At 57.9% G+C, this 22,545-nt stretch carries 21 protein-coding genes and 2 tRNA genes; 9 read left to right on the top strand and 14 right to left on the bottom strand.

Going from position 1 to position 22,545, the window contains the following annotated elements; genetic code table 11:
* Nucleotides 1-2 precede the first annotated feature (2 nt).
* Together msrP and PHV01_RS06460 are read right to left on the bottom strand one after the other, a co-directional pair.
* On the bottom strand, nt 3-956 hold the full coding sequence (gene msrP / locus PHV01_RS06455) for a protein-methionine-sulfoxide reductase catalytic subunit MsrP (protein ID WP_337290336.1): 954 nt from the start codon (nt 954-956) through the stop codon (nt 3-5).
* 54 nt (nt 957-1,010) lie between these two features.
* Nucleotides 1,011-1,439, bottom strand: coding sequence for a sigma factor (locus PHV01_RS06460; protein WP_337290337.1), 429 nt, complete (start codon nt 1,437-1,439; stop codon nt 1,011-1,013).
* A gap of 143 nt (nt 1,440-1,582) precedes the next feature.
* On the opposite strand from PHV01_RS06460, the gene PHV01_RS06465 reads away from it, so the two are divergent.
* The 3 genes from PHV01_RS06465 to PHV01_RS06475 all read left to right on the top strand — a co-directional run bounded on the left by PHV01_RS06465 (nt 1,583) and on the right by PHV01_RS06475 (nt 4,566).
* Nucleotides 1,583-3,547: a penicillin-binding protein 1A gene (locus tag PHV01_RS06465; protein WP_337290338.1), complete on the top strand. Its 1,965-nt coding sequence runs from the start codon at nt 1,583-1,585 to the stop codon at nt 3,545-3,547.
* A 108-nt stretch (nt 3,548-3,655) separates the two neighbouring features.
* Nucleotides 3,656-3,731 (top strand) — tRNA-Glu (locus PHV01_RS06470).
* 757 nt (nt 3,732-4,488) lie between these two features.
* Nucleotides 4,489-4,566 (top strand) — tRNA-Arg (locus PHV01_RS06475).
* A 175-nt stretch (nt 4,567-4,741) separates the two neighbouring features.
* Here PHV01_RS06475 and phnE (PHV01_RS06480) read toward each other — a convergent pair.
* The 9 genes from phnE (PHV01_RS06480) to PHV01_RS06520 form a co-directional block, all read right to left on the bottom strand.
* A complete protein-coding gene (gene phnE, locus PHV01_RS06480; protein WP_337290339.1) occupies nt 4,742-5,614 on the bottom strand; it encodes a phosphonate ABC transporter, permease protein PhnE in 873 nt (290 codons plus the stop codon).
* Nucleotides 5,614-6,501, bottom strand: coding sequence for a phosphonate ABC transporter, permease protein PhnE (phnE, locus tag PHV01_RS06485; RefSeq protein ID WP_337290340.1), 888 nt, complete (start codon nt 6,499-6,501; stop codon nt 5,614-5,616). The genes phnE (PHV01_RS06480) and phnE (PHV01_RS06485) overlap by 1 nt, the downstream gene beginning before the upstream one ends.
* Entirely contained in the window at nt 6,452-7,270 is an 819-nt protein-coding gene (locus tag PHV01_RS06490; protein ID WP_337290341.1) for a phosphonate ABC transporter ATP-binding protein, read from the bottom strand. Before PHV01_RS06490 ends, phnE (PHV01_RS06485) begins: the two co-directional genes overlap by 50 nt.
* Before the next feature lie 14 nt (nt 7,271-7,284).
* Nucleotides 7,285-8,121, bottom strand: a complete 837-nt coding sequence (locus tag PHV01_RS06495) for a putative selenate ABC transporter substrate-binding protein (RefSeq protein ID WP_337290356.1) — start codon at nt 8,119-8,121, stop codon at nt 7,285-7,287.
* Between the two features lie 296 nt (nt 8,122-8,417).
* On the bottom strand, nt 8,418-8,657 hold the full coding sequence (locus PHV01_RS06500) for a YMGG-like glycine zipper-containing protein (RefSeq protein ID WP_337290342.1): 240 nt from the start codon (nt 8,655-8,657) through the stop codon (nt 8,418-8,420).
* A gap of 42 nt (nt 8,658-8,699) precedes the next feature.
* Entirely contained in the window at nt 8,700-9,080 is a 381-nt protein-coding gene (locus PHV01_RS06505) for a response regulator (RefSeq protein ID WP_337290343.1), read from the bottom strand.
* A 281-nt stretch (nt 9,081-9,361) separates the two neighbouring features.
* A complete protein-coding gene (locus tag PHV01_RS06510; protein ID WP_337290344.1) occupies nt 9,362-9,769 on the bottom strand; it encodes a hypothetical protein in 408 nt (135 codons plus the stop codon).
* A 6-nt stretch (nt 9,770-9,775) separates the two neighbouring features.
* Entirely contained in the window at nt 9,776-11,581 is a 1,806-nt protein-coding gene (locus PHV01_RS06515; protein ID WP_337290345.1) for an ATP-binding protein, read from the bottom strand.
* 6 nt (nt 11,582-11,587) lie between these two features.
* On the bottom strand, nt 11,588-12,970 hold the full coding sequence (locus PHV01_RS06520) for a sigma-54 dependent transcriptional regulator (RefSeq protein WP_337290346.1): 1,383 nt from the start codon (nt 12,968-12,970) through the stop codon (nt 11,588-11,590).
* Between the two features lie 165 nt (nt 12,971-13,135).
* Between PHV01_RS06520 and PHV01_RS06525 the strand changes: the two genes are divergently transcribed.
* Nucleotides 13,136-13,528, top strand: coding sequence for a cupredoxin domain-containing protein (locus PHV01_RS06525; protein WP_337290347.1), 393 nt, complete (start codon nt 13,136-13,138; stop codon nt 13,526-13,528).
* A gap of 8 nt (nt 13,529-13,536) precedes the next feature.
* Here PHV01_RS06525 and PHV01_RS06530 read toward each other — a convergent pair whose 3' ends face one another.
* The 3 genes from PHV01_RS06530 to PHV01_RS06540 are packed head-to-tail and all read right to left on the bottom strand — an operon-like array spanning nt 13,537 to nt 16,548.
* Nucleotides 13,537-14,769 (bottom strand): NAD(P)/FAD-dependent oxidoreductase, encoded by a 1,233-nt coding sequence (locus PHV01_RS06530; protein ID WP_337290348.1) that lies wholly within the window; start codon nt 14,767-14,769, stop codon nt 13,537-13,539.
* A 40-nt stretch (nt 14,770-14,809) separates the two neighbouring features.
* Nucleotides 14,810-15,529 carry a methyltransferase domain-containing protein gene (locus PHV01_RS06535; RefSeq protein ID WP_337290349.1) on the bottom strand — a complete coding sequence of 240 codons (720 nt, stop codon included), beginning with the start codon at nt 15,527-15,529 and terminating at the stop codon, nt 14,810-14,812.
* Nucleotides 15,523-16,548, bottom strand: coding sequence for a type III polyketide synthase (locus PHV01_RS06540; RefSeq protein ID WP_337290350.1), 1,026 nt, complete (start codon nt 16,546-16,548; stop codon nt 15,523-15,525). Before PHV01_RS06540 ends, PHV01_RS06535 begins: the two co-directional genes overlap by 7 nt.
* Before the next feature lie 260 nt (nt 16,549-16,808).
* Here PHV01_RS06540 and PHV01_RS06545 point away from each other — a divergent pair, with 260 nt between their 5' ends.
* The 5 genes from PHV01_RS06545 (at nt 16,809) to gcvPB (ending at nt 22,287) form a co-directional block, all read left to right on the top strand.
* Nucleotides 16,809-17,702, top strand: a complete 894-nt coding sequence (locus PHV01_RS06545; protein ID WP_337290351.1) for a methyltransferase domain-containing protein — start codon at nt 16,809-16,811, stop codon at nt 17,700-17,702.
* Nucleotides 17,703-17,895: 193 nt separating this feature from the next.
* Nucleotides 17,896-19,002, top strand: a complete 1,107-nt coding sequence (gcvT, locus tag PHV01_RS06550) for a glycine cleavage system aminomethyltransferase GcvT (protein ID WP_337290352.1) — start codon at nt 17,896-17,898, stop codon at nt 19,000-19,002.
* 17 nt (nt 19,003-19,019) lie between these two features.
* Nucleotides 19,020-19,406, top strand: coding sequence for a glycine cleavage system protein GcvH (gene gcvH / locus PHV01_RS06555; RefSeq protein WP_337290353.1), 387 nt, complete (start codon nt 19,020-19,022; stop codon nt 19,404-19,406).
* The gene (gene gcvPA, locus PHV01_RS06560) at nt 19,406-20,755 is read left to right on the top strand and encodes an aminomethyl-transferring glycine dehydrogenase subunit GcvPA (RefSeq protein WP_337290354.1); all 1,350 of its coding nucleotides are present in this window, start codon (nt 19,406-19,408) and stop codon (nt 20,753-20,755) included. The genes gcvH and gcvPA overlap by 1 nt, the downstream gene beginning before the upstream one ends.
* Nucleotides 20,752-22,287: an aminomethyl-transferring glycine dehydrogenase subunit GcvPB gene (gene gcvPB / locus PHV01_RS06565; RefSeq protein ID WP_337290355.1), complete on the top strand. Its 1,536-nt coding sequence runs from the start codon at nt 20,752-20,754 to the stop codon at nt 22,285-22,287. Before gcvPA ends, gcvPB begins: the two co-directional genes overlap by 4 nt.
* Nucleotides 22,288-22,545 lie beyond the last annotated feature (258 nt).

A 22,545-nucleotide genomic window follows, 5' to 3' on the forward strand; every position in this document is an offset into this window, starting at 1 on the left:
GGTCAGAAGTCCCGTCGCAGGTCCATTCCGGCGTACAACGCCGCGACCTGGTCTGCGTAGCCGTTGAACATCAGCGTCTTTCGCCGTCGAAACTCCCCGATTCGGCGCTCGGTTGCCTGGCTCCAGCGCGGATGATCAACGGCAGGATTGACGTTTGAGTAAAACCCATATTCCCTTGGGGCCGCCTTTTCCCATGCCGTCTTTGGTTGTTCACTCACGAAGCGGATCCGCACGATCGACTTTGCGCTCTTGAAGCCGTACTTCCACGGCACGACGACGCGAACCGGGGCGCCGTCCTGGTTCGGCAACACCTGCCCGTACAGTCCGAATGTGAGCAGCGTGAGCGGGTGGAGCGCTTCATCCATCCGCAACCCCTCCACGTATGGCCAATCGAGTGAGGAGAAGCTGAGGAGACTTTTGCGCTGTCCAGGGAACTGCGCTGGATCGTGGAGCGTGGTGAACTCGACGAACCTGGCCTTGTTTGTTGGTTCCACCCGCTTGATGAGGGACGCGAGCGGGTAGCCGATCCAGGGGATCACCATCGACCACCCCTCGACACAGCGCAGGCGATAGACCCGTTCTTCCAGTGAGAACAGTCGCATCAGTTCTTCAATGTCGTACCGCTTGGGGCGTGCCACGTGGCCATCGATCTGGACCGTCCAGGGGCGCGGTTTGAGCAGATGTGCCAGCCGCGCAGGATCGTCCTTATTCGGACCCATTTCCCAAAAATTATTGTAGGTTGTGATGCTCTCAAGGGGGGTCTGAGAATCCTCCAGGGTAAACCGCTCGTTGCGGGCGGCAGGAAGAGGTGCGCCGGCCGGCGGAGCCGCCGCGACCGATCCGATCGGAGCCAGCGCCAAGGCCGCCATTCCGATCAGAAACGACCGCCGGTTGAGGTAGAGCTGATAATCCGTAATCTCTGACGGTGCAATATCCGGGGCATGCCTGATCAACATACGATTCTCCTACACTTCTAAGATATATTACCAGTTGCATCATTGCATAGACCTTTATTCTCTCATCCTCCCTTCCCCCTCTTTGCCAAAGAAAGGGTTTATTTCCTCCTTGGTTCCTACTTTCTTAGACGCTACACAGCCTCCCGTAGATTCTTCCCTATTCGTCCAGTTGAAAACCGGCCTTACCTGGTGATGGCCGTCCTCCCTATAGCATGGCAAGAAGCCGCCCGGGTTGACTTTTGTGCTGCTCTTCCGCCTGCGAAGCCTGGCGAGGGAGACGTTCAGGGTGAGGCGGTAGAGCCACGTCGAGAACGCTGAATCGCCCTGAAATGATTTGGCTTTTTGATAGATTGCCAGGAATATCTCCCAATGGATCTCCGCAAGAGGTCGCCATTCCGTGATATAGTATGGCAAGGTTTGATGAGAAGTAATCGTTGGATTCGCGTAGCTTCTTGCGTGCAACCCTGCGAATATTATGGCCAAGAATCCGTGTGGACATCAGCATTGGGGAGGTGATACCAGTTTCCTTACGACAACAGCACGACTGTCGAAGGGTAAGATGGCAAGTGGCGACCGCGGCGCTACTTATTATCATGTCTTTCGTCGCGTCCGCATGGGGGGCGCCTTTGGCGCGTGAGGAGGACCTTCCCAACCTTCTCCAGCTTCCGATCTTCCAGCCTGGCGAGCCAAGCCTCCTGTACGATGATGAAGGAAGGGTATTGGGCCCCATCGTTCCGGAATACCGGATCGTTGTTCCGCTCTCCAGGATTCCCTTGAAAATGCGACAGGCTATCCTCGCCGCCGAGGACGCCCGCTTTTATGAGCATGGGGCACTTGATCTGAAAGGGATCGCCAGGGCAGCCGTACGAAATCTCATGTCTGCTTCCGTGAGAGAAGGGGGCAGTACCATCACGCAGCAACTCGCCAAGACATTGTTCTTGAGCCATGAGCGGACTCTCGGACGAAAGGTACAGGAGTTGCAACTTGCCGGTGAACTCGAGCAGACTTACACAAAAGACCAGATCCTGGAGATGTATCTGAATTCCATCTATTTCGGTCATGGGGCGTATGGGATCGAGGCGGCCGCCAAAACCTATTTCAGCAAGAGCGCCACTGATCTCACCGTTCCTGAAGCCGCGCTTCTCGCTGGGCTTCCACGCGCCCCAGGGCGGTATTCGCCGCTGATCGATATCAAGCGCGCCAAGGTGCGTCGGCAGTACGTATTAGACCGGATGGTGGCAACGGGCGCGCTCAAACCGGCCCAGGCCCGTCGGGCCAATCTCTCGCCGGTCTCGGTCAATCCGATGTTCCGATCGAAAGGTATAGCGCCATGGTTTGTCGATTATGTCCGGCAGCAGCTTGAGGTGCGCTTGGGCCCGATCCCAGTCCGGCAGGGGGGGCTGCAAATCTACACCACCTTGAATGTCGGTATGCAGCGGGCAGCCATGAAGGCGATCAGTCGGGGCATTGCGGCCATCGTCAAGCGCAAGGCCGAACAAAAGGCGAGTGGAAGCGCGGCGCCGGAAGGGGCGCTGGTCGCGCTCGATGCCAGGACAGGCGAGATCAAGGCCATGGTAGGCGGCTTAGACTATGGTCGGAGTCAGTTTAATCGGGCAGTCCAGGCGCGACGGCAACCCGGTTCTGCCTTCAAGCCGTTTGTGTATGCGGCAGCGTTTGAGCGGGGGCTGACCCCCTGGACCATTCTTGACGATGCCCCGATCAGTTTTGAGATCGGTGCGGGGAAACGAAGCGAGACGTGGGCTCCGGAGAACGTAGACCGCCAGTATCGCGGTCCGGTGACGCTGCGTCGCGCACTTGAGGAGTCGATCAACGTGCCGACGGTCCGCTTGATTGCGGCGATCGGGGTCGATCCGGTGATCGATCTCGCCCGTCGGCTTGGGATGACCTCGGAGCTACGGCGGGAGTACGCCATGGCTCTTGGTGTCTCGGAGGTGAGCCTGCTGGAACTGACGTCGGCCTACCAGGTGTTCGCCGATCGGGGGACCCTGGTGCCGCCCTTCGCCATCCGGCGCGTGGTAGGCCCAGGCGAGAACGTGCTCGAAGAGCAGGTACCTCAGCCGCAACAGGTCATGCGCGAAGAGATTGCCTTTGTCCTGACCTCGGTCCTTGAGGGGGTTGTGGAACGTGGCACCGGTAAGGCCGCCAAGCGTGTCGGGCGTCCAGTCGCCGCGAAGACCGGAACGACTCAGGCCGCAGAAGATCTCTGGTTCATCGGCTATACCCCGAGCGTCGTAGCCGGGATCTGGCTGGGTTACGATCAACGCCGCTCGATCGGCTCTCACGAGACGGCTGGGAAGATTGCGGCGCCTATCTGGGTCGATTTCATGAAGCAGAGTCTTGGCGACAGCCCTGCTGAGCCCTTCCTTCCGCCTGAAGGGGTCTCGCAGGCTTGGATGAATCGAAGGACAGGACAGCCGACCTCGCCGACTGACCCTGAGGCCGTCAAGGAATATATTGTCCGAGGGCAGGAGGAGGTGTTGCCCTCAGACTTGGCGCTGCCGGCGACCAACGGCGGCTCTTCGCCGAGGCCGAGCGATAATGCAGTCCTCCCGCCTCCCCCCGGTCGGTGACGTACTTCCAGTATCATTGCGCCATCGCGTAGTTCCGTGGATTTTGGTTGCGCGGCGATTCCATATTCCTATATAGTAGACGCGGTTTTGATCCCTTCCTGATCGCATGGCCCCATCGTCTAGTGGCCTAGGACGCGGCCCTCTCAAGGCTGAAACACGGGTTCGAAGCCCGTTGGGGCCACCAATGTCTTCAGGTGGTTACGAAACCGGTCGGTTTCCGCATCGGCTCCGGGACTCACAGCGTGATGACTCCGTTGCAGCAACCAACCCGGCCATCGTGGTTAAGGCGATTTTTATCTGGAGGCGAGTAGAATTATGAGCGAGGAGCGAAAATACACCGTAGAGCGGAATTTCCGACTTCTCGCCGCGATCCTGTCTGTAGTAAGTCTCGTACTGGGGATGATCCCGGCTTTTCTCGTCGGCCACTGGCTTTTCTTTTTGGGGTGTGTCGGAGTCTTCTGGGGGTTACTATGGACTGGATATATAATGGCGCGACGGTTGGAAGGAATTCATAAGAAAAGGATCTGGCGTCCCTAGTTGCGTCATAACCTCATGCAGCGCGGCCATGCTGAGGCGTTGTGGTACCTCCGAGCGGTCTGAGAGTCCTTCCATCCACAGAAGGCTTCGATGGTTCGCTGACTGACGCCCTTCATGCCGAACCAAGAAGCGGTGTGATGGCAGAAATCGTGAAATCGAAAGTCGGCAATCCCGGCCCACTGATACGTTCCCCGAAAGGTCATGGTGAGCCTCGCTCGCGTCCATCCAGGAAAGAACCTATTCGATCCCCGTTGGGGCTACTACTGGTTTCAGTCACTCAGCCATCGTCAATCCCTGCTTGCAGGGGGATCTCAGTAATCTCTCTCTGATTTCGGGATGGTCAAGCGTCTTGACCGCTCATCGCTGTCATGCTACAGTCGGCCCGTTCCTTCCGCAGTTACCTCGCGCCCGTAGCTCAGCCCGGATAGAGCGTTTGCCTGCGGAGCAAAAGGCCGGCAGTTCAAATCTGCCCGGGCGCACCAGTACAATCCGACCAAAGTAGTACATCCAGCGCTTCTTTACATTCACCGTTTCCCCTGAGTCTATCGAACGGTGCAGCATTTCGGTCTGTTCCGTTCATGGTTCGACCATCTCACCACGAACGGATTATCAAGGGATTTATCACGTGCTGCACTAATGCCTTGAGTCAGAAGACGGTTAACGCAGGCGGTTTCGGAGGTAGGCGCTGAGGGCATCGACGACCGCGACGATCAGATAGATCGCGATGATGAGTGTGAGCAGTCGGTGCTCTAGGAAGAGGCTGATAGCGATCTGAATCTGCTGGCCGAGCCCCCCCGCCCCGACGTAGCCCAGGATGATTGCCTCCCGGATATTCACCTCCCATCGGTACAACGTATAGGCGACAAACTCTGGTAGAACCTGGGGGAGGATGCCGTAGAGCAGGATCTGCAATCGGCCGGCGCCTGTCGCCTGCAACGCCTCAATCGGTTGGGTCTCGACGTTCTCCATCACCTCCCCAAACAGCCTGCCCAGGACTCCGCCCGTATGAATCCCCAGGGCGAGCATCCCTGGGAACGGGCCGAGGCCGACCGCAAAGACCAGGATCAGCGCCCAGACCAGGTGAGGGACGGTCCGGAGAAGGTTGAGGACAGCCTTGGCGCTGAGGTACAGGGCGGTGCGGAGTGCTCGAACCCGCGGACGGCGCCGCTCCATTTCGAACAACAGCCCGGCGAACATCAGATTACGACTGGAGAAAAAGACCAGGCCGAAAGCGATCACGACCGCCAGGATCGTCCCGAGAAACGACATAGCGAAGGTCTCGAGGGTCCAGTAGCCGGTCTTGAGCAGGAACTCTGACGAGAGATCAGGCGGAAAGAGCTTCTTCGCATAGGTCAGAATCTGGGCTGCACTCTCGCCGCCCAGCAGTTCGCGCAGTGAGAACTCGGTTCCCACATAGCTCCAGACCATGAGGGCGAGAAAGCCCACCAGGATCGTCAGATTGCGGGCGGAGAGAGGATCGCGATTCTGTGCTGACGCCGGTCTCACTGTATGCGTAGGGATCTCTGCCATCAGACGCTCGACCGGCCGAGGATCATACTTCTCACCCTCGCGCTCAACGTATCAACCCCTGCCACCATCACGAACAGGATTGCGATCAGGGTCGTGACCTGGTTAAACTGAAACATCCGCATTGAGATCTCAAGCTGTTGGCCGATCCCCCCAGCGCCTACGAAACCCAAAATCGCAGATGCCCGAATGGCGCACTCCCAACGATACAGGGTGTAGGAGACCAGGTTCGGTAAGGCCTGTGGCAACAGGCCGTACAGGAGGATGGTGAGCCGAGAGGCGCCGGTCGCCTGGAGCGCTTCCAGCGGCCCTGGATTCACATGCTCCAGGATCTCCGAGTAGACCTTCCCCAGCATTCCCGCATAGGCGATCCCGATCGCCAGGACACCGGGAAACGGTCCCAGCCCAACGGCTCGGACAAACATGAAGGCCCACACGAATTCAGGGATGGTTCGGAATAGGCTGAGGACCGCCCTGGCCAGCAGATACGATCCCTTGCGGAGGATTGCCCGCGGGGGAGAGCCGGCCAGCTCTCGTTCGTTCAGTATGCCTGTAAAGGTCAGCGAACTTGTCGCCAAGAGGCCAAGGGGGAAACTGATGACTACGGCGATGAAGGTTCCCATCAGAGAGATCTGAAAGGTTTCCAGGATCGGGCGACCCAGCAGACTCAGGAAGTTCCAGGACAGGTCCGGCGGGAACATGCCGGTAACGAACTTCCAGATATTCCGACGTCCCTCAGATTCGAAGAGTAGCAGTGGCTTCACCTGGGCAAGCCTGTAGCTTCCCAGGAACGTCAGGACGAACAGGACGGAACAGGCAATCTGAAGGTTGGAGAAGCGCCTAGCTGGTAAGGTGAGGCTGGCAGGAGTAGAGGGAACGTTGCGCTGCACGGCTGGGGGCCTCCTCTTCGGCTGGTGGGGTCTGATTCCCGGCATAGAGGGCTGCCAGATGGTCGTCTGTCACCGCCGGGGCCGGCAGGTCGAACAGGATCTTTCCTTCCTTGAGCCCGATCACTCGGGGGAAGTGGGCCAGCGCCAGATCCACGCTGTGGAGGTTCATGATCAGGGTTTTGCGAGTAGTCTGGCTGAGCTCGATCAACAGCTTGACGATCCCGGTGGCCAACGCAGGATCGACTGAAGAGACCGGCTCATCGGCCAGGATCACCTCCGGATTTTGCACCAGCGTCCGGGCAATTGCCACGCGCTGCTGTTGGCCACCTGATAATGTTTCGGTCCGCTCGTACAGTTTATCGGAAATGCCGACCTGCGTGAGTGCCTCAGAGGCAAGCTCGATCTCAGTCGGTCTGATCAGCGAGCGCGTGGCCTGCCAGATGGACCAGGCGCCGAGTTTGCCTGAAAGCACATTATGGACGACCTGCAGGCGAGGGACGAGGTTGTGTTGCTGGTAGATCGTTCCGATTCGGCATCGAACCTCTCGCAACCGCCGTCCCGAGAAGCAACCGACATCCAGTCCGTCGAACAGGAGGGTCCCTGAGGTTGGGGGGATCGTCAGATTCAACATCCGGAACAGGGTGGTCTTGCCGGCCCCACTCGGGCCGATGAACGCCACCAGCTCGCCCCTTCGGACTTTCAGATCAAGCTCGTGCACGGCGATCGTCCGACCGGCGAATACCTTCGAGACGCGATCGAGTATGTACATCGGTTTAGACGGCGCTATTGAAGCAACCCGGCAGCAATGGCCGCCTCTTCAGCAGGCTTGAATTGTTCAACCTTCACGCGGACATATCGCTTCGTTCGCTGAAGGTCCATCAATGCTTTATCCGCTGGATTGCTGTAGTTCAGCTTGGTGAAGGCTGCGGCAATCTTTTCTACGAGGCTGCTGTCCAGATCGCCCCGTACGGTCCAGACATAGTCGATGTAGGGGGGCGTCGTCCAGAAGACCTGCACCTTGTTGAGATCGACCTTCTTGGCCTGAACCAGCTTGTCCCACACCGCTTCATTTAAGGCCCCGGCGTCAACTTTTCCGCTCTCTACCCATAGGGCTGTCGCGTCGTGAGCTCCGCTGAAGCTGAATTTCGCGAAGTCTTTTTCCGGGTCGATCCCATTCTGCAGCAGAAAATAGCGCGGCATGAGATGGCCTGACGTTGAACTGACACTTCCAAACGAGAAGGTCTTCCCCTTCAAGTCAGCCAGGCTTTTGATGCCGGTGTCCGGCCTGGTAATGAATTTGCTGTGAAAGCGCAGATCCTCCTCTCGGCTTACCACCGGGATCGCATTGCCTGTCCGCTTTCGAGCCTGGACAAAGGTAAACCCGCCGTACCACACCATGTCCAGTTTCTTCGCCGCCAGGGCTTCGACGGTTGCGGCGTAGTCCACCACGGGGATGTATTTGACCGGGATACCCAACTCTCTGCTCAGATACTCGGCGAAAGGCGTGTAGATCCGCATCAACTCAGTGGGATTCTCGTCCGGGATGGCCGACACCCGCAGCTCCTTTGGCGCTTCGGACCAGGCAGGGCTGAGCAATCCGAGGCTCACCACAACAGCCATCAAACTTGATAACCCGACATAGAACCATCGATGGCGCACGGACACCCTCCTGAGTGCTAGATTTGCTGCCTGTTCTTAAACAGGGAAAAAACCACACTTAAAACTATCGGCTTGAATCCGATAAGTCAAATTGGAAAATCCTATTGTCTCGCTTCGATTCATCGGCTTGCTTTCTGGGGATAATGCGACGGGGATGGAGGGGGGTGAGAAAAAACGGCCTCTCCGACTCAGGGGAGTCAAATCGGAGAGGCCGCAACAACCAAACGAGCAAGAGAGGTGGGGTCAGTACCTGATACTCACTTCAGCGATTTCTTGATATCGTCCCACATGGCGCCTGTGGCTGTTCCTACCGCGCCGCCCACAATGGCGCCGGTAGTCGGGCTACCGGCCATGGCGCCTATCGCAGCCCCACCGGCCGCGCCGATGGCGCCTCCGCTCAAGGCGCGCTGCTGGCGCGTTGACATTCCGGCGCACCCGGTAGTCAGCGCGAGCATAAGTACCGCTAGAGCAATCCTTTTTGACGTAGCTCTACTCATCGGGTTCACCTCCTTGTGTCGAGATGGCCTCATGTGTCGATGTTATCTGGCCATTGAACACATATGTAAGAGTTCATTCAACTTGAGGGGCTTTGGAAGTACCCGTGTAATTCCTGCCCGTACCACCGCTTCAGTGTCAAGCGTGTAGGCGTCTCCCGTAATGAGGAAAATGGGGATAGCAGGGTTCGTCTGGCGTACGATCGTTGCCATCTCCAAGCCGCTCATACCCGGCATCCGAAAGTCCGATAAGATAATATCGAAGTGACACGTATTCAAGACATTCAGTCCGGCGTGACCGTCTTGCGCCGTCTTCACCTCGAAGCCCAGTTGCTCAAGAAAGTCTGCCAACAACTCCCGGAGTAAAGGATCGTCATCCACGATCAGGACCTTCTGCCTTACATTGTTTAACCGCTGCGCACTCACTGTCTTCTCCCCCTTCTTTCTTGAGGAAGAGCAAACGACATGCCAGGAATCTGACCTTGATCAAGGCAACGAATGAACCCTATATAACCAGCGAGTTACGCCACCGAATCTCATATCCGCTTGCCTCAGCCGTTTCTTACGGGAAGTCGAAACGAGGAGGTGGCTAGTAATTTTTTCTCGGGCAATGGGACAGGGAGAGGCGCCGAATGGTCTGAATTGCAGGGGTTGTCGCGCCTGAAGGGGGGCAAACCGGGGCAGTGCGAGGGGGTAATTTTTACTTGTTAACGAACCATCTTGGAAAGTTCATCGGAAAGGACGTGCGCTTTCTGACCTAAATTCATGGCTCGTTGAAGGTCCTTCGTCGTAAGCGCCTCTCTGGCCTGTGTGAGAAAGCTGTGAATGGTTTGGTAGGTCTCCCATTGGTCAGACCTCAGCTTCTGCCGGTCGATTGACAGTAGGGTTCGCTCGACTCTCTGGATCGTAGCATTGACCTCCTCCGTCAGTTGAATCTCACGATCAGAGCTTACCTGAGGGGATAAGCGTAGTGGTGGCGACGCCGGACGCGCGGGGACGTGTGGCGAAGGGGTCGGCGTGAAAGCCGCTTTAATCTGGGCGCAGCCAGCCACCAGCAAGAGGCACAAAAATGCGACGATCGTCCGCGAAGCCACCACCACTGGGATTTCTCTCATCCTGGACTAGGTTATGGGAAAAGTAACCGTCATCGTTGTCCCTTGTCCAATCTTCGAGTCAACCTCGACGCTACCCCCATGCATCTGGACGATTCGGTAGACCAGTGAAAGCCCGATCCCGTTCCCGTCCGGCTTGGTAGTGTAGTAGAGACGGAATATCTTGTCGAGGTCTTCGGCGGCGATCCCTATCCCTTGATCGATGACGTGTGCGCGGGTCACGCCCTCAGCAGTTTGGTCTGTTGCAAGGGTTACCGTGCCGCCATCGGGCATTGCCTGGCAAGCATTCAATATCAGATTGAGGAAGGCCTGCTGAAGCAACTCCGGATCGCCGTTGATGAGGGGGAGTCCGTCGTCAAGCCGAAAGGCGAATGTGATTCGACGTGTTGCCCCTTGCGCATCGGTCGTCTGAGCGACCTCCTGGAGCAGTGTGTTCAGGTCCAGAGGGCGAAGCTCAAGCGTCTGAGGACGGACAAACCGGAGAAAACCTTGCACCACACGATCAAGGCGGTGAACCACTCCTCCGAGGAATGCCAGGCTCTGGGCTACCTCTTCCGGAGGATCGTTCAGTTTCTGTTTCAACAGTTCCAAGTGGATGATCATGGCATTCAACGGATTCTTGATTTCATGGGCAACGCTCGAGGTGAGCTTCCCAAGGTCGGCAAGTTTCCGTGAGTAGTCTACGAGTGATTGAATCTGCCGGAGTGGTTCAGTATTCTTGAGAAGGATCATCCCTCCGACGACACCATCCCTGTCGAGTACTGGATAGACGGAGGCCAAAACATCAAGAGGGACGTCGCGGTCTCCCCCCATCTGAAGCGTCAGGTTCCGCACGGGCTGCTGCCGCCGAAAACTCTCGGCCACTGCCTCGGTTAAGGGGTGAGCCTCCCCCAGGATATGCGCCAACGATTGACCGGCAGCGTTCATCAGTGGGCGAGCCAGCAGTGCCTCGGCCACCGGATTAGCGAAAATGATCGCCCGCTCTTTATTCAAAAGGATGAGGGCGTCTTCCAGATGGTGAACGATCCCTTCCAGCCGGGCTTTTTCGTTTATGAGGGAGGACCGGTCCTCCTGAATCTGGCGTCCCAAAAGGTTGAGCTTCGCGGCGATCTGCCCGACTTCATCGTGACGATCGAACGCAACAGGGGTATCGAACTCGCCGCGCGCCATCCGATCGACTCCTTGGGCAATTTGACGTAACGGCGCCACCACCAGGTTCGAGAGGACAAAGGCCACAACCCAGGCAAGCGGGAAAGCGAGTACCGCCAGCAGTAGACTCTTCCGAACGGCGGGTGAGAGCTCGTTCCACAGGAGGCTTCCGGCCAGTCCGAGCCGGATCGCCCCGAAGGGCCGGTCATTGAGACTGAGCGGCAGGGTGGTCTCAAACACCTGTGGCTGGCGAGCCAATACCGCGAGCTGGCGCAGAGGATTCATCTCCAGCAACTGTTCGATCTTCGGTCTGGATGGTGCCTTATGCCCTTCACGGGAACGCTGGCTGTGCAGAAGGACCGTATCTGAGCGGTCAGTGATCATTGCGTAGACCAGGTGTGGGGAGTAGCCGATGGCGGCATCGAGGAGTGCGCGGAGCTCTCGGTCACGGTGCAGAGCCTCCTCCGGACGGCTGCCGCGTGCACGACTCATTACCCGGGTGCTGCCGGAGAAGATCTGCTGTGCCTGCAAGTTGCCCTTTTCGGCCGCATGCTGAACTACCAGGTGCGTGGTCGTGGAGAGGTGAACGACTAATGCGAGCGAGACGATCAGGAAGACCAGAAGACTGATACCGAGGATTTCCTTACCTCGGATGCCGAGCGTCATACGGACTTATTCCTGCGCGTCTACCAAGGAGGAGGCCTCTTCTCGATAGCGGACTAACTTATTGTGGAGTGTCTTCAGGCTGATCCCAAGGATCTCCGCAGCCCGAGTCTTATTCTGGTTCGTGCGTTCAAGGGTCTTCATAATCAGACTCTTTTCTGCCGCATCAATAGTGATCCCGACGGGGATATCGAACTCTGTGGTCGGTCCATGACGCTGGCTGGAAAAGTTCGGCGGCAGATCGGCTGAGGTGATCATATTTCCCTGGGCGACGAGGACGGCCCGCTCCAGCACATTCCGAAGCTCCCGCACGTTACCGGGCCAATCGTGGCTGGTCAGGAGTGCGAGCGTCCGTGCGTCTACGCTGCGCACCGCTGTGCCGTATTTTTCTTTGAACTCATCGATGAACGATCCAATGAGGAGCGGGAGATCCTCGCGTCGCTCCCGCAGGGGGGGAAGATAGATGCTGAATACGTTCAGCCGATAGTAGAGATCCTCGCGGAGCAGGCCGTCACGGACGGCATGGACGGGGTCCTTGTTAGAGGCGGCGACTACCCGGACATCCACGCGGAGTTCTTTGGTTCCGCCCAGTCGACGAAAGCTGCCCTCTTGAAGGATTCGGAGGAACTTGGCCTGGGTGGAGACTTTCATCTCGGCGATCTCATCAAGGAAGATGGTCCCGCCATCCGCTAACTCAAAGTATCCCATCCGCCGCTCGGTAGCGCCGGTAAAGGCCCCTTTCTCGTGACCGAAAATCTCGCTTTCCAGCAGCGTCTCCGGAATGGCGGCGCAGTTGATCGGGACGAATGGGCCCTGCTTTCGTGGGGAGAGATCGTGAATTGTTCGGGCCGCCAACTCCTTTCCGGTTCCGCTTTCCCCCCAGATGAAGACCGGCGCAGTGCTCGGCGACGCCAATTCAAGCAGCCGGTAGACCTCCTGCATGGCACGCGTGTCGCCGACCAGCCGGCCGAACCGGCCCAGGTGACGGACCTGGTGGCGCAGGAGCCTGACCTCCTTCAATACCGCTCCACGCTCGATGGCCTTCTCCACAAGGACGCGGAGTCGCCCGATATCGACCGGTTTGGTGAGGTAGTCGTAGGCCCCTTCTTGCATCGCCTGGACCGCAGTCTCGATGGTCCCCTGGCCGGTCAGAATGATCAGGGAGGGAAGGGTCGCATCGGTCTTGAGGGTGCGGAGAAGGGCGATGCCGTCCATCTTCGGCATGACGAGATCAGCGATAATGAGGGACGGCTGGAGCTCGGACGCCTTCTCCAGAGCCTCCTGACCGTCAGCAGCGGCAGTGACCGCGTATCCCCAGCTCGTGAGAAGCTCCTGGAGCCCCGATCTGGAGGCGGGTTCATCCTCTGCGATTAAGATCTTTGCTTTTGCCATAGCGATTCTGCGAGAAAAGGTTTTCAACAGGACGACTGTATCATAGGAGTTTTCCAAGATTTTGTGAAGTATCGTTCATTAACTACGCTTGAAAACCTCTATAACCCTATGGTAATGTGCGGGATAATGATGCGAAGCGTAAGGAGGTTCACAATCAGCACGCTCATGCAACGATTTTGGATCTGGCTATTGGCGTCCTCCGTCATGGTTCTGACGGGCTGCGCCACGCTTTTTCCTGATACCGATCATCCGGCCGGGGCTCCCCCCGAAGCGAAGCGGCTTTCCTTCACAATGATCGCCCGCAACTATCGCTGTGAGCCCTCCGTCATCGCGATAGACCGGGAAGGAAGATCGGCGCTGGTCAAAGTCACGATTCGCAGCGAGGGCGCACGACACGTCTTCTCTATTCCCGATCTGGAGATCAGGCGCTATCTCGATCCGGATCAGGAAGCAACCGTTGAGTTCCTGGCAGAGCGTTCCGGGGTCTTTGAGTTCGGCTGTACCAGGTTCCCGTGGATCAGTCCGCTCGACCACAAGGGCAAGCTTGCGATTAGATAATAGATGCCTTAGCGTGGATGAAGGATACCCATCAGCGTGTGCGCCGAGAAAAGGGTGCGAGGCGGGAGCAGATCACCGATCACGCCGAGCAGCAGGTTCGCAAGGGGTTGACGGCGTCGGAGGAGTCGTGTGACCGCATTGGCCGCGCCGGGACGACGGATGATGGCCTGCAGCGCGGCGCCCAGACGCCTCCTACTTATCAAGATCCTACGCTGCTCGTCATCAAACCGATGGAGGTGAGTCTCCGTAAGTCCGCCATCACACTCGGCAAGGGCCGAGGCGATCGCATGAGCCGCAAGCTTCGCGCTATAGAGGGCGTGACCTACCCCTTCGCCGGTGAAGGGATCGTAGAAGCCGGCCGCGTCGCCAATCAGCAGCGCCCCGGCCTTGGCGCTGCGAATTGATCGAAACGCCAAGGGGCCGAGGCATCGGACCGTCCCATGTCGGCCCGTGCCACGAAGCGCGCTCAGTGCGAGGGGAAACGCCAGCAGCGCGCTATTGAACAGCTCGTCGAGTTGCCCTTTCCATCCTTGTACGATCCCTTGATCCACCACAATGCTGGCGTTGGTCAGCCGCTCGCCGATCGGGTTGAGGATGCAATACGATCGATCGCCGATACAGATTAGGCCATGATCCCGTAGGGGTACGTTGCAACGTGCCCCTACATAATAGGCCACCAGCGCCATCCGACGTAACCGTGGATGAGGCTGATGAAGGTTAAGCCGTCGAGCGACCACCGACTCTCGTCCGTCTGCCCCCACAACGATCCGCCCTTGATACGTCTCCGGACCCGCCTGACCAATCCCCGTGACACCGCAAATCCGCCCATTCTTCCAGATCAGATCGGTCACGCGAAACCCTTCGATGCACCTCACCCCGAAGCTTCGAGCCCATTTCAGCAACAAGCTGTCAAGGATAGCCCTTGGGATAGACAGCGCGAACGGGGGAGCCCCGTTGGTTCCGGTGATGGCGGGGAATTCGGCTGTCAAGGTTGTACCGTCCGGAGAGATAATCGTCATGCCCCACAGGCGCCGCACCCCGGCCGAGCATACGAGGTCAAGCAGATTGAGCTGATCGAGGAGTCTGACGGTTCCCGGACTAAGATAATCGCCGCAGATCTTCTCGCGAGGGAAGGTTGCCTTGTCGAGCAGCAGCGTCTCAACTCCACGCTGCGCCAGGAGGCCGGCCAGGACCGAGCCGGCCGGACCGGCGCCCACAATGATTACCGTGGTCTGTAGCATAATGTGTCACTACTCAGGTGTTTAGGCTGAAGGCGATACATTACGCCTGACTAGATACAAGGGCGATACGGAACCAGAGATGGCGGCTCAGCCGTACATTAGTAAGACCAGCTTCAGTCGCCATGCGACGCAACTCCTCGGGTCTGAAACCGCGAAGGACAGACAACGGACCGTCGTGGCGCGTCAGACGATTGTCGGACAGCAGCCGTGTAGTCATCGCAGTCAGTAGACAGGCAAGTCGGCTGCGCAATAGGTCATTGACCAGCAGCCCGCGTCGTGCGACCCGCGCCATCTCGCGCAGCAGGAGGATCCCCTCCGCCTCGTTCAGGTGGTGAAAGAAGAGAGAGGCGATGACGTAATCGAAGCTGCGATCCGGGTAGGGCAAGGGCAGCGCGTGCGCCTGCCGCAGTCGAATCTCCGGGAAATCGATCGACCAGTCGGCCGCGGCAGCCAGAACCTGGTCATTCTGGTCCACGGCTTCAATAGCGACAGGAAGTTTGCGTTTCCTGGCCCAACGACAGATGGCCCGAGGGATATCAGCGCCGCCGGTCGCGATGTCGAGGATTGTAAGGGGAGTCTGCGAAGGCTCGCCCACCATCCGACCGAGGTGCACAAGTACCGTGCGCACACCGCCGAAATATCGGTTCAGCCGCTCCAGATCGCGCAGATTCTCACGAATCTCCTCATCGGAATTGTTCTGGCGGTCCAGCAACTCCGCCGCCCCCTGGAGGCGCGGGAGCGGCAGCCGGATCGTCACCATCGTAGCAGCGCACCCTCCGCGCAGAAGCCAGGCCCGAGCGCAATCATCACGCCCAGGTCGCCGGGGGACGCCTGCCCGGATCTGATCACTTCATTGAGGACAAAGAGCACCGTGGCCGACGACATATTTCCGAAGCGGCGAAGCACCTGGCGGGAGAATTGAAGGTCGGCGTCACCGAGCCCCATCTCGCGCTGCGCCCGTTCGAGAACTCCCCGGCCGGCGGAGTGCAGGACCCAGAACCGGATCTCCTCCTGCTTGAGATGATAGCGATTAAGTATCGTCGCCGTCAGCTCCTTCATCATGGCGCTGCCGACCCCTCGGATCTCCTTGGACAACAGGATGCGGGGTCGTCCGTTCGGATAGGTAAACCCCATCAGATCAAGGTACTCCGAACGGACCAGACTCATGTGACCCATGACCTCAACCCCACCGCCATCGGATGTCAGGATGGCCGCCGCGGACCCGTCGGCAAAGATCGCGTTGGCCACTGCGGTCTCGAGGGAGTCATCCAGGTAGTAGGTCGAGGAACAGATTTCTACGGAGACGATCAGTGCCCGATGATCAGGAAAGGCCATCAGGTGGTTATAGGCTTGTTGCAGCGCAATCATTCCGCTGGCGCAGCCCATATCTCCTACGTGTACCCGTTGAACCCCCTCTTTCATCCTGAATTCTCGGACGAAATAGGCGTCGAGGTTAGGGCACAGCCGGCCGGTGCACGTGGTAGTCACCACAAAATCGATCTCCTGAGCGGAGCAGCCGGCCTGATCTAAAGCGCGCTGGATCGCCAGGCGGCCGATCTCGACGCCTCCTTTGCGGAATCGGGCGTTGAGTTCGTCCGTGGTCTCAGTGGGGCGAAAGGTGGCTTTATCCACATACAGATGCCGCTGCTCAATGCCGCTGTGGAGGAAAAAGCCCCGTCGTCGCTCGTCGGTATACGACGCGAGGGTCAGAAGCTCCTCTTGAGAGAAGGACGTTGTGGGATTAGCGGTTTCGAGCGCAATAATTCTGGGGTTGGGCATGTGAAGTCTCCTATTATTTATTGATGCCTCATCGTGGAGAGTAGTCAATCAATTCTATAGAGTTTTCGGCTTCGACGTTCTGGTTAAGTCGTGGGATCAAGTAGGTTGATCCTGTAGTGAGGGTGTGTCATAGTTAGTTGAGCAAGCGAAACGACTCGACCGGGCATCATATTCCATCACTGCATAACCGGGAGCGTACTTCACAAACTATCATTAAACTATGGGATTGACCCCTCAAGCACAAGAAATTTCTATAACCTATGTTTACCACAAAAACTCATCCAAAAGATTTTAGGTATTTTAAAGAGCAATACGATGAAAGCGTGGAGCGCATGTTTGCGGCGGTCGGCGATCTCTACGCCGAATACTGGAATGATTTTTTTCATTTTGCGCTGTTTCAGGATGAACATGAGAGTCGGGAATCGGCTTTCGAGAATACTCACAAAAAATATCTGGAAGCTCTGCGGATACACGACGCGCGTCATGTACTCGAACTGGCTTGCGGGAGAGGGAGCTTTACGAATCTCCTGGCTGAACATACTTCCGGTGAAGTGTTGGGGATTGATATTTCTCGTTCACAACTTTCACATGTCAAGAGATTCAAGCGGCCGAACCTGCGTTTCAAGCACCACGACATCATGAAAGTTGATGAACTCGGACAAATGTTTGACGCCGTCGTGCTCATGGACGCCGAGTGCTATCTACCGGATAAACAATTGGCTGTAGAAAAGATCTCGAACGTGATGAATCCCGGGGCTCGCCTTCTTTTGCTCGGGTGGTGCAAGCAGGATGGGCTGAACTCAATTCAGGAAGAACTTGTCTTGCATCCATTTATGAAATACTGGGCCATCCCAAGTCTTGAAACGCCGGACAATTACAAGAAATATTTTGAGCACAACGATTTTAACATCATTGAGATGACTGATCTGAATAATCAAGTCAAAAGAAACTGGGAGTTTGGATATGAGTCAGCGTTGAAGGGCATTAAGATGCTTTCATTCAAAGACGTGCCGCGCCTCGTCTGGAAAGGTATGACACTGGGAAGCGAGGGGGTCAGGCTCATCAAAGAGCAGTTTCCGGCGGCTGTCTACATCAAGGTCGGCTATGATCTGGGATTTCTTCGCTATGTCTACTTCCTGGTAGAGAAGAAATAGAACTCCTTTTTTCGCACATTTCCCTTGACAAGAATTACGTCATAATTGAATATCGCCCCGTATTTGAGGCGAGGCTCTGCTTCATTTCCCGCCGACAACACCCATACATAGTTCGACGATGCCACATGGCAGTGATCGGCCTCCGCCACACCTCGCGAGTGTCCGACGTTGCCCCCGATCCTGAGGGTAGCAGATGAGTAGAGCGACTGAACCCTTAAAGCGTACCCCGCTGTTCGAGATACACTGCCGTCTTGGCGCCAGGATGGTGGCCTTTGGCGGCTGGGAGATGCCGGTGCAGTATGCCGGGATTCTGGAGGAGCATCGCGCTGTCAGGGAGCGGGCGGGCGTATTCGATGTTTCGCATATGGGGGAGATCGAGATTACGGGACCAGGTGCCCTGGAAGCGGTTCAGAACCTCACCCCGAATGATGCGTCACGTCTCTCTGTCGGAGAGGTGCAATATTCTGCGCTCACCACCCCAGAGGGGACATTCGTGGATGACATCACCGTTTATAAGTTTGCGGCTGATCGCTACTGGTTAACGGTGAATGCCTCGAATATTGAGAAGGACTATGCCTGGATTCGTAAACACGTCCCATCAGGTGTCGAGGTTAGGAATATCAGCGATGGCATGGCCCTCATTGCCCTCCAGGGACCCAGGACGCAGGAGATTCTTGAGAAGCTGACCTCCATAGACTTGGGAGCGCTGAGGTACTTTCGGTTTGTCGAAGGGCAAGTGATCAGCATCGACTGCTGCGTCTCCCGGACAGGTTACACCGGTGAGGACGGCTTCGAGATCTATATCCTACCGCAGTACGCGGCTACCCTCTGGAATGCCCTCCTCGAGGCAGGGGCGCCGGTGGGACTGCAACCCTGCGGACTTGGTGCCCGCGACACGCTGCGTCTCGAGGCCAAGATGGCCCTGTACGGTCAGGACATCGACGACCGCCATACCGTCCTGGAGGCCGACCTGGGCTGGATCGTGAAGCTGGAGAAGGGAGAGTTCATCGGTCGTGAGGCGCTTGTGCGGCAGAAGACGGCTGGGATCAGCCGGAAGCTGGTAGGGTTTGAAATGTGTGGCCGGGGGATTGCTCGTCCCCACTATGCCATAGCCAAGGATAGTCAGCCGATCGGCGAGGTCACCAGTGGCGGGCCCGCGCCCTCGCTCGGGAAGAACATCGGGCTGGGCTATGTGGCGGTACAGTACGCGGCTATCGGAACCGAGTTTGACATCGTGATCCGCGACCAGCCTGTGGCCGCGAGGGTTGTTCGAACTCCTTTCTATAAGCGAGTACGTTGAAGGCTATGGAGGTGAGTATGGTTCCTGAGGGGCTGCATTATACGAAAGCGCATGAATGGATTAAGGTTGAGGGGGATCGTGGACGTATCGGAATCACCCACTTCGCCCAGAGCCAACTCGGCGACATCGTGTTTGCGGAATTGCCGCAGGTCGGGAGGGTCCTGCGTCAGATGGAGGCGTTCGGCGTTGTGGAGTCGGTGAAGGCCGTTTCCGACCTCTACTGTCCACTGACCGGTGAGGTACTCGAGGTCAACTCCTCGCTCGAATCGAATCCTGAGCAGATCAACGTCGATCCCTACGGACGGGGATGGATAATCATAGCTAGGATCGCTGATCCTGGCGAGTTGGGGAATCTGATGACCGCTGAGGAGTACAAGGCCTATCTGGCGGCGGAGGAGCACTGATGGAGTACATCCCCAACACGGAGGCCGACTGTCGCGCGATGCTGGATGCCATCGGCGTCCGGTCGAGCGAGGAGCTGTTTGCCGACATCCCTCAGAAGCTCAAGCTCAAGCGGGGACTGAATCTTGCGCCGCCGCTTTCCGAGACCGGACTGCGAAAGCACATGAAGGAGTTGGCCGGCAAGAATGCAGACGTTGATCAATACGCCTCCTTCCTGGGGGCAGGCGCCTACAATCACTTTATCCCTGCCGCCGTCTCCCACCTGGTATTCAGATCGGAGTTCTACACCGCGTATACGCCCTACCAGCCTGAACTGTCACAAGGGACGCTTCAGGCGATCTACGAGTATCAGACGCTGATCTGCCAGCTTACCGGCATGGAGGTGGCCAATGCGTCGATGTATGATGGTTCCAGCTCCCTGGCCGAGGCGGTCCTGATGGCGCACAGGATCAACGGCCGTCGGGAGGTGGTGCTGCCCATGGCCGTGCACCCGGAGTACCGGACGGTATGCCGTACCTACGTGAGCAAGCTTGGCCTCCATCTGCACGAGGTTCCGTACACGGACCAGGGTGCGACCGATCTGAAACAGGTGAAGGCGACGCTGTCGGACCGCACCTGCGCTGTTGTGGTCCAGAGCCCGAACTTCTTCGGAGTCCTGGAGTCGTTGGATGAGCTTGCGGAGGTCGCTCACAGCGCCGGGGCTCTCCTGATCGTGGTTGTGGCCGAGCCGGTCTCATTCGGTATTGTCCGATCCCCCGGCGAGTACGGAGCCGATATTGTTGTGGGAGAGGGCCAGGCGTTCGGGAACCATCTGAACTTCGGCGGCCCCTACCTTGGCTTCTTCGCGTCGAAACAGGCCTATGTCCGCAGTATGCCGGGTCGTTTGGTCGGCCGGACCGAGGATAAGGTCGGCCGGTCGGGTTACGTCCTGACACTGTCTACCCGAGAACAACATATCAGGCGGGAGAAGGCGACGTCCAACATCTGCACGAACGAAGGGCTCTGTGCCCTGGCTGCGACGGTTCACCTGTCGTTATTGGGGCGAGCCGGGCTCAGGGAGTTGGCCCTGCTGAACCTCCGTAAGACGGCCTATACCAAAGACGCGATTTCTAAACTTAGCGGCTACGAGCTTCCGTTTGCAGGTCCTACCTTCAATGAGTTTGTGGTGCGGGTGAAAAAGCGGACCCCGGCTCAGGTGAATCGTGCGCTGCTCGCCAAAGGCATCATCGGCGGTGTGGAACTGGGCCGATTCTACCCGGAGCTGTCGGATTGCCTGCTTCTCTGCGTGACGGAGCAAAACAGCCGCGAGGAGATCGACGCACTCTGCAAGGCGATGGGAGGTGGGCGATGACGGACGAGGTGCAGGGTGCGCAGTTCCAGGGCGAAGGGATCGGTGTCCAGGGGCTCATGATGCACGAGCCGCTCCTGTTTGATCAAGGATCACGGGGGCGCCGAGGCTGTACGCTCCCTGAGTGCGACGTCCCGGAGTTGAAAGCGGAGCGGCTGCTGCCTAAAAAGCTTCTCCGGCACGATATTCCCGATTTCCCAGAACTGTCCGAAGTCGAGGTGGTCCGGCATTTCACGCGGCTATCGCAATGGAATTATGGAGTCGATACGGGCTTCTACCCCTTGGGCTCCTGCACTATGAAATATAATCCGAAAATCAATGAGGAGGTGTGGCGGCTGCCCGGCTTCTCCTGCGCGCACCCGTACCAGCCGGAGAGCCTGATCCAGGGCGCTCTGGAACTGATGTATGAGCTGGAGCAGTGTCTGGCCGAGGTGAGCGGGATGGACCGGGTGTCACTGCAGCCGGCCGCGGGCGCCCAGGGCGAGACGTTGGGCATGATGCTGATCCGGGCGTACCTGGAATCGAAGGGGAGCCCACGGAAACGGGTCCTGGTCCCTGACTCGGCCCATGGCACCAATCCCGCGAGTTCCGCCATCTGTGGCTACGAGGTGCTGCAGATCAAGTCCGGTCCGAACGGCCGCCTGGACCCAAAGGTTGTGGCCGATGCGATGGATGAGGATGTGGCTGCCATCATGGTGACGAACCCCAATACCCTTGGGCTCTTCGAGGACCAGATCGCCGAGGTCGCCAAGATCGTTCACGCCAAGGGCGGGCAGGTCTACTGCGACGGCGCCAACCTGAATGCTATCATTGGGATCTCAAGACCGGGTGACACGGGAATCGACGTGCTGCACATCAACCTGCATAAGACGTTTGCCGTTCCGCATGGGGGCGGCGGTCCGGGCGCGGGGCCGGTGGGTCTCAAGGCGCATCTTGCGCCATTTATGCCGGTTCCGGTCATCGAGAAGAAGGGGAAGCGGTTTGTCCTGAATGAGGATCTGCCGTCAAGTGTCGGCAGGGTGCGCGCCTTCTATGGGAACTTCGCGGCGCTGGTCCGGGCTTACGCCTACATCCGTTCGCTGGGTCCGTCAGGACTGCGGCGCGTGGCCGAAGTGGCCGTCATCAATGCTAATTACGTCATGAATCAGTTGAAAGATTGCTACCATCTGCCGTACGACAAGTTCTGCAAGCACGAGTGCGTTTTCTCCGATGCACGCCAGCTTCCGCATGGGGTTCAGACACTGGATATCGCCAAACGATTGATGGATTACGGCTTTCATCCCCCAACCATCTACTTCCCCTTGATCGTCAAGGGGGCCATGATGATCGAGCCGACCGAGACCGAGAGCAAGGAGTCGCTGGATCAGTTCATCGTCGCCATGAAACAGATCGCCGAGGAGGCCGAGCGCGACCCGGAGCTGGTCCGGTCCGCCCCGCACAAGACCAAGGTCTCGCGGCTGGACGAGGTGAAGGCCGCCCGCCAGCCGAATCTGCGTTGGAAGGGGAAGACATTAGCAGAAGAGAGCGGGAGTTGAACGGCAGTCGATTGATTTGACCTGCTCGACCATGACGAAACCGGCGGCATCTCGACCTTCAGGAACCAACACGTAGAAAGGGGGGTACGGTATCCGGTTGAAGCCTGTGTTTGGCACCATCCACCGCCTACGGATCTTCCCCCGAAAAAGTGGACACGACTTCACGTCACCAATCCCTCATACTCTTCCGGCGTGTGGTAGTCAATGCCAGAGTGCAGGCGGTGGTGGTTGTAGAAGCGGATGTAGAGCTTGAGCGCC

The sequence above is a fragment of the Candidatus Methylomirabilis sp. genome (genome assembly GCF_028716865.1).
Taxonomy (GTDB): domain Bacteria; phylum Methylomirabilota; class Methylomirabilia; order Methylomirabilales; family Methylomirabilaceae; genus Methylomirabilis.

Coding starts and splice junctions, on each gene's coding strand:
- msrP (WP_337290336.1), bottom strand. CDS start 956: ATGTTGATCAGGCATGCCCCGGATATTGCACCGTCAGAGATTACGGAT.
- phnE (WP_337290339.1), bottom strand. CDS start 5,614: ATGGCAGAGATCCCTACGCATACAGTGAGACCGGCGTCAGCACAGAAT.
- PHV01_RS06490 (WP_337290341.1), bottom strand. CDS start 7,270: ATGTACATACTCGATCGCGTCTCGAAGGTATTCGCCGGTCGGACGATC.
- PHV01_RS06495 (WP_337290356.1), bottom strand. CDS start 8,121: ATGGCTGTTGTGGTGAGCCTCGGATTGCTCAGCCCTGCCTGGTCCGAA.
- PHV01_RS06500 (WP_337290342.1), bottom strand. CDS start 8,657: ATGAGTAGAGCTACGTCAAAAAGGATTGCTCTAGCGGTACTTATGCTC.
- PHV01_RS06510 (WP_337290344.1), bottom strand. CDS start 9,769: ATGAGAGAAATCCCAGTGGTGGTGGCTTCGCGGACGATCGTCGCATTT.
- PHV01_RS06515 (WP_337290345.1), bottom strand. CDS start 11,581: ATGACGCTCGGCATCCGAGGTAAGGAAATCCTCGGTATCAGTCTTCTG.
- PHV01_RS06520 (WP_337290346.1), bottom strand. CDS start 12,970: ATGGCAAAAGCAAAGATCTTAATCGCAGAGGATGAACCCGCCTCCAGA.
- PHV01_RS06525 (WP_337290347.1), top strand. CDS start 13,136: ATGCAACGATTTTGGATCTGGCTATTGGCGTCCTCCGTCATGGTTCTG.
- PHV01_RS06530 (WP_337290348.1), bottom strand. CDS start 14,769: ATGCTACAGACCACGGTAATCATTGTGGGCGCCGGTCCGGCCGGCTCG.
- PHV01_RS06535 (WP_337290349.1), bottom strand. CDS start 15,529: ATGGTGACGATCCGGCTGCCGCTCCCGCGCCTCCAGGGGGCGGCGGAG.
- PHV01_RS06540 (WP_337290350.1), bottom strand. CDS start 16,548: ATGCCCAACCCCAGAATTATTGCGCTCGAAACCGCTAATCCCACAACG.
- PHV01_RS06545 (WP_337290351.1), top strand. CDS start 16,809: ATGTTTACCACAAAAACTCATCCAAAAGATTTTAGGTATTTTAAAGAG.
- gcvT (WP_337290352.1), top strand. CDS start 17,896: ATGAGTAGAGCGACTGAACCCTTAAAGCGTACCCCGCTGTTCGAGATA.
- gcvH (WP_337290353.1), top strand. CDS start 19,020: ATGGTTCCTGAGGGGCTGCATTATACGAAAGCGCATGAATGGATTAAG.
- gcvPA (WP_337290354.1), top strand. CDS start 19,406: ATGGAGTACATCCCCAACACGGAGGCCGACTGTCGCGCGATGCTGGAT.
- gcvPB (WP_337290355.1), top strand. CDS start 20,752: ATGACGGACGAGGTGCAGGGTGCGCAGTTCCAGGGCGAAGGGATCGGT.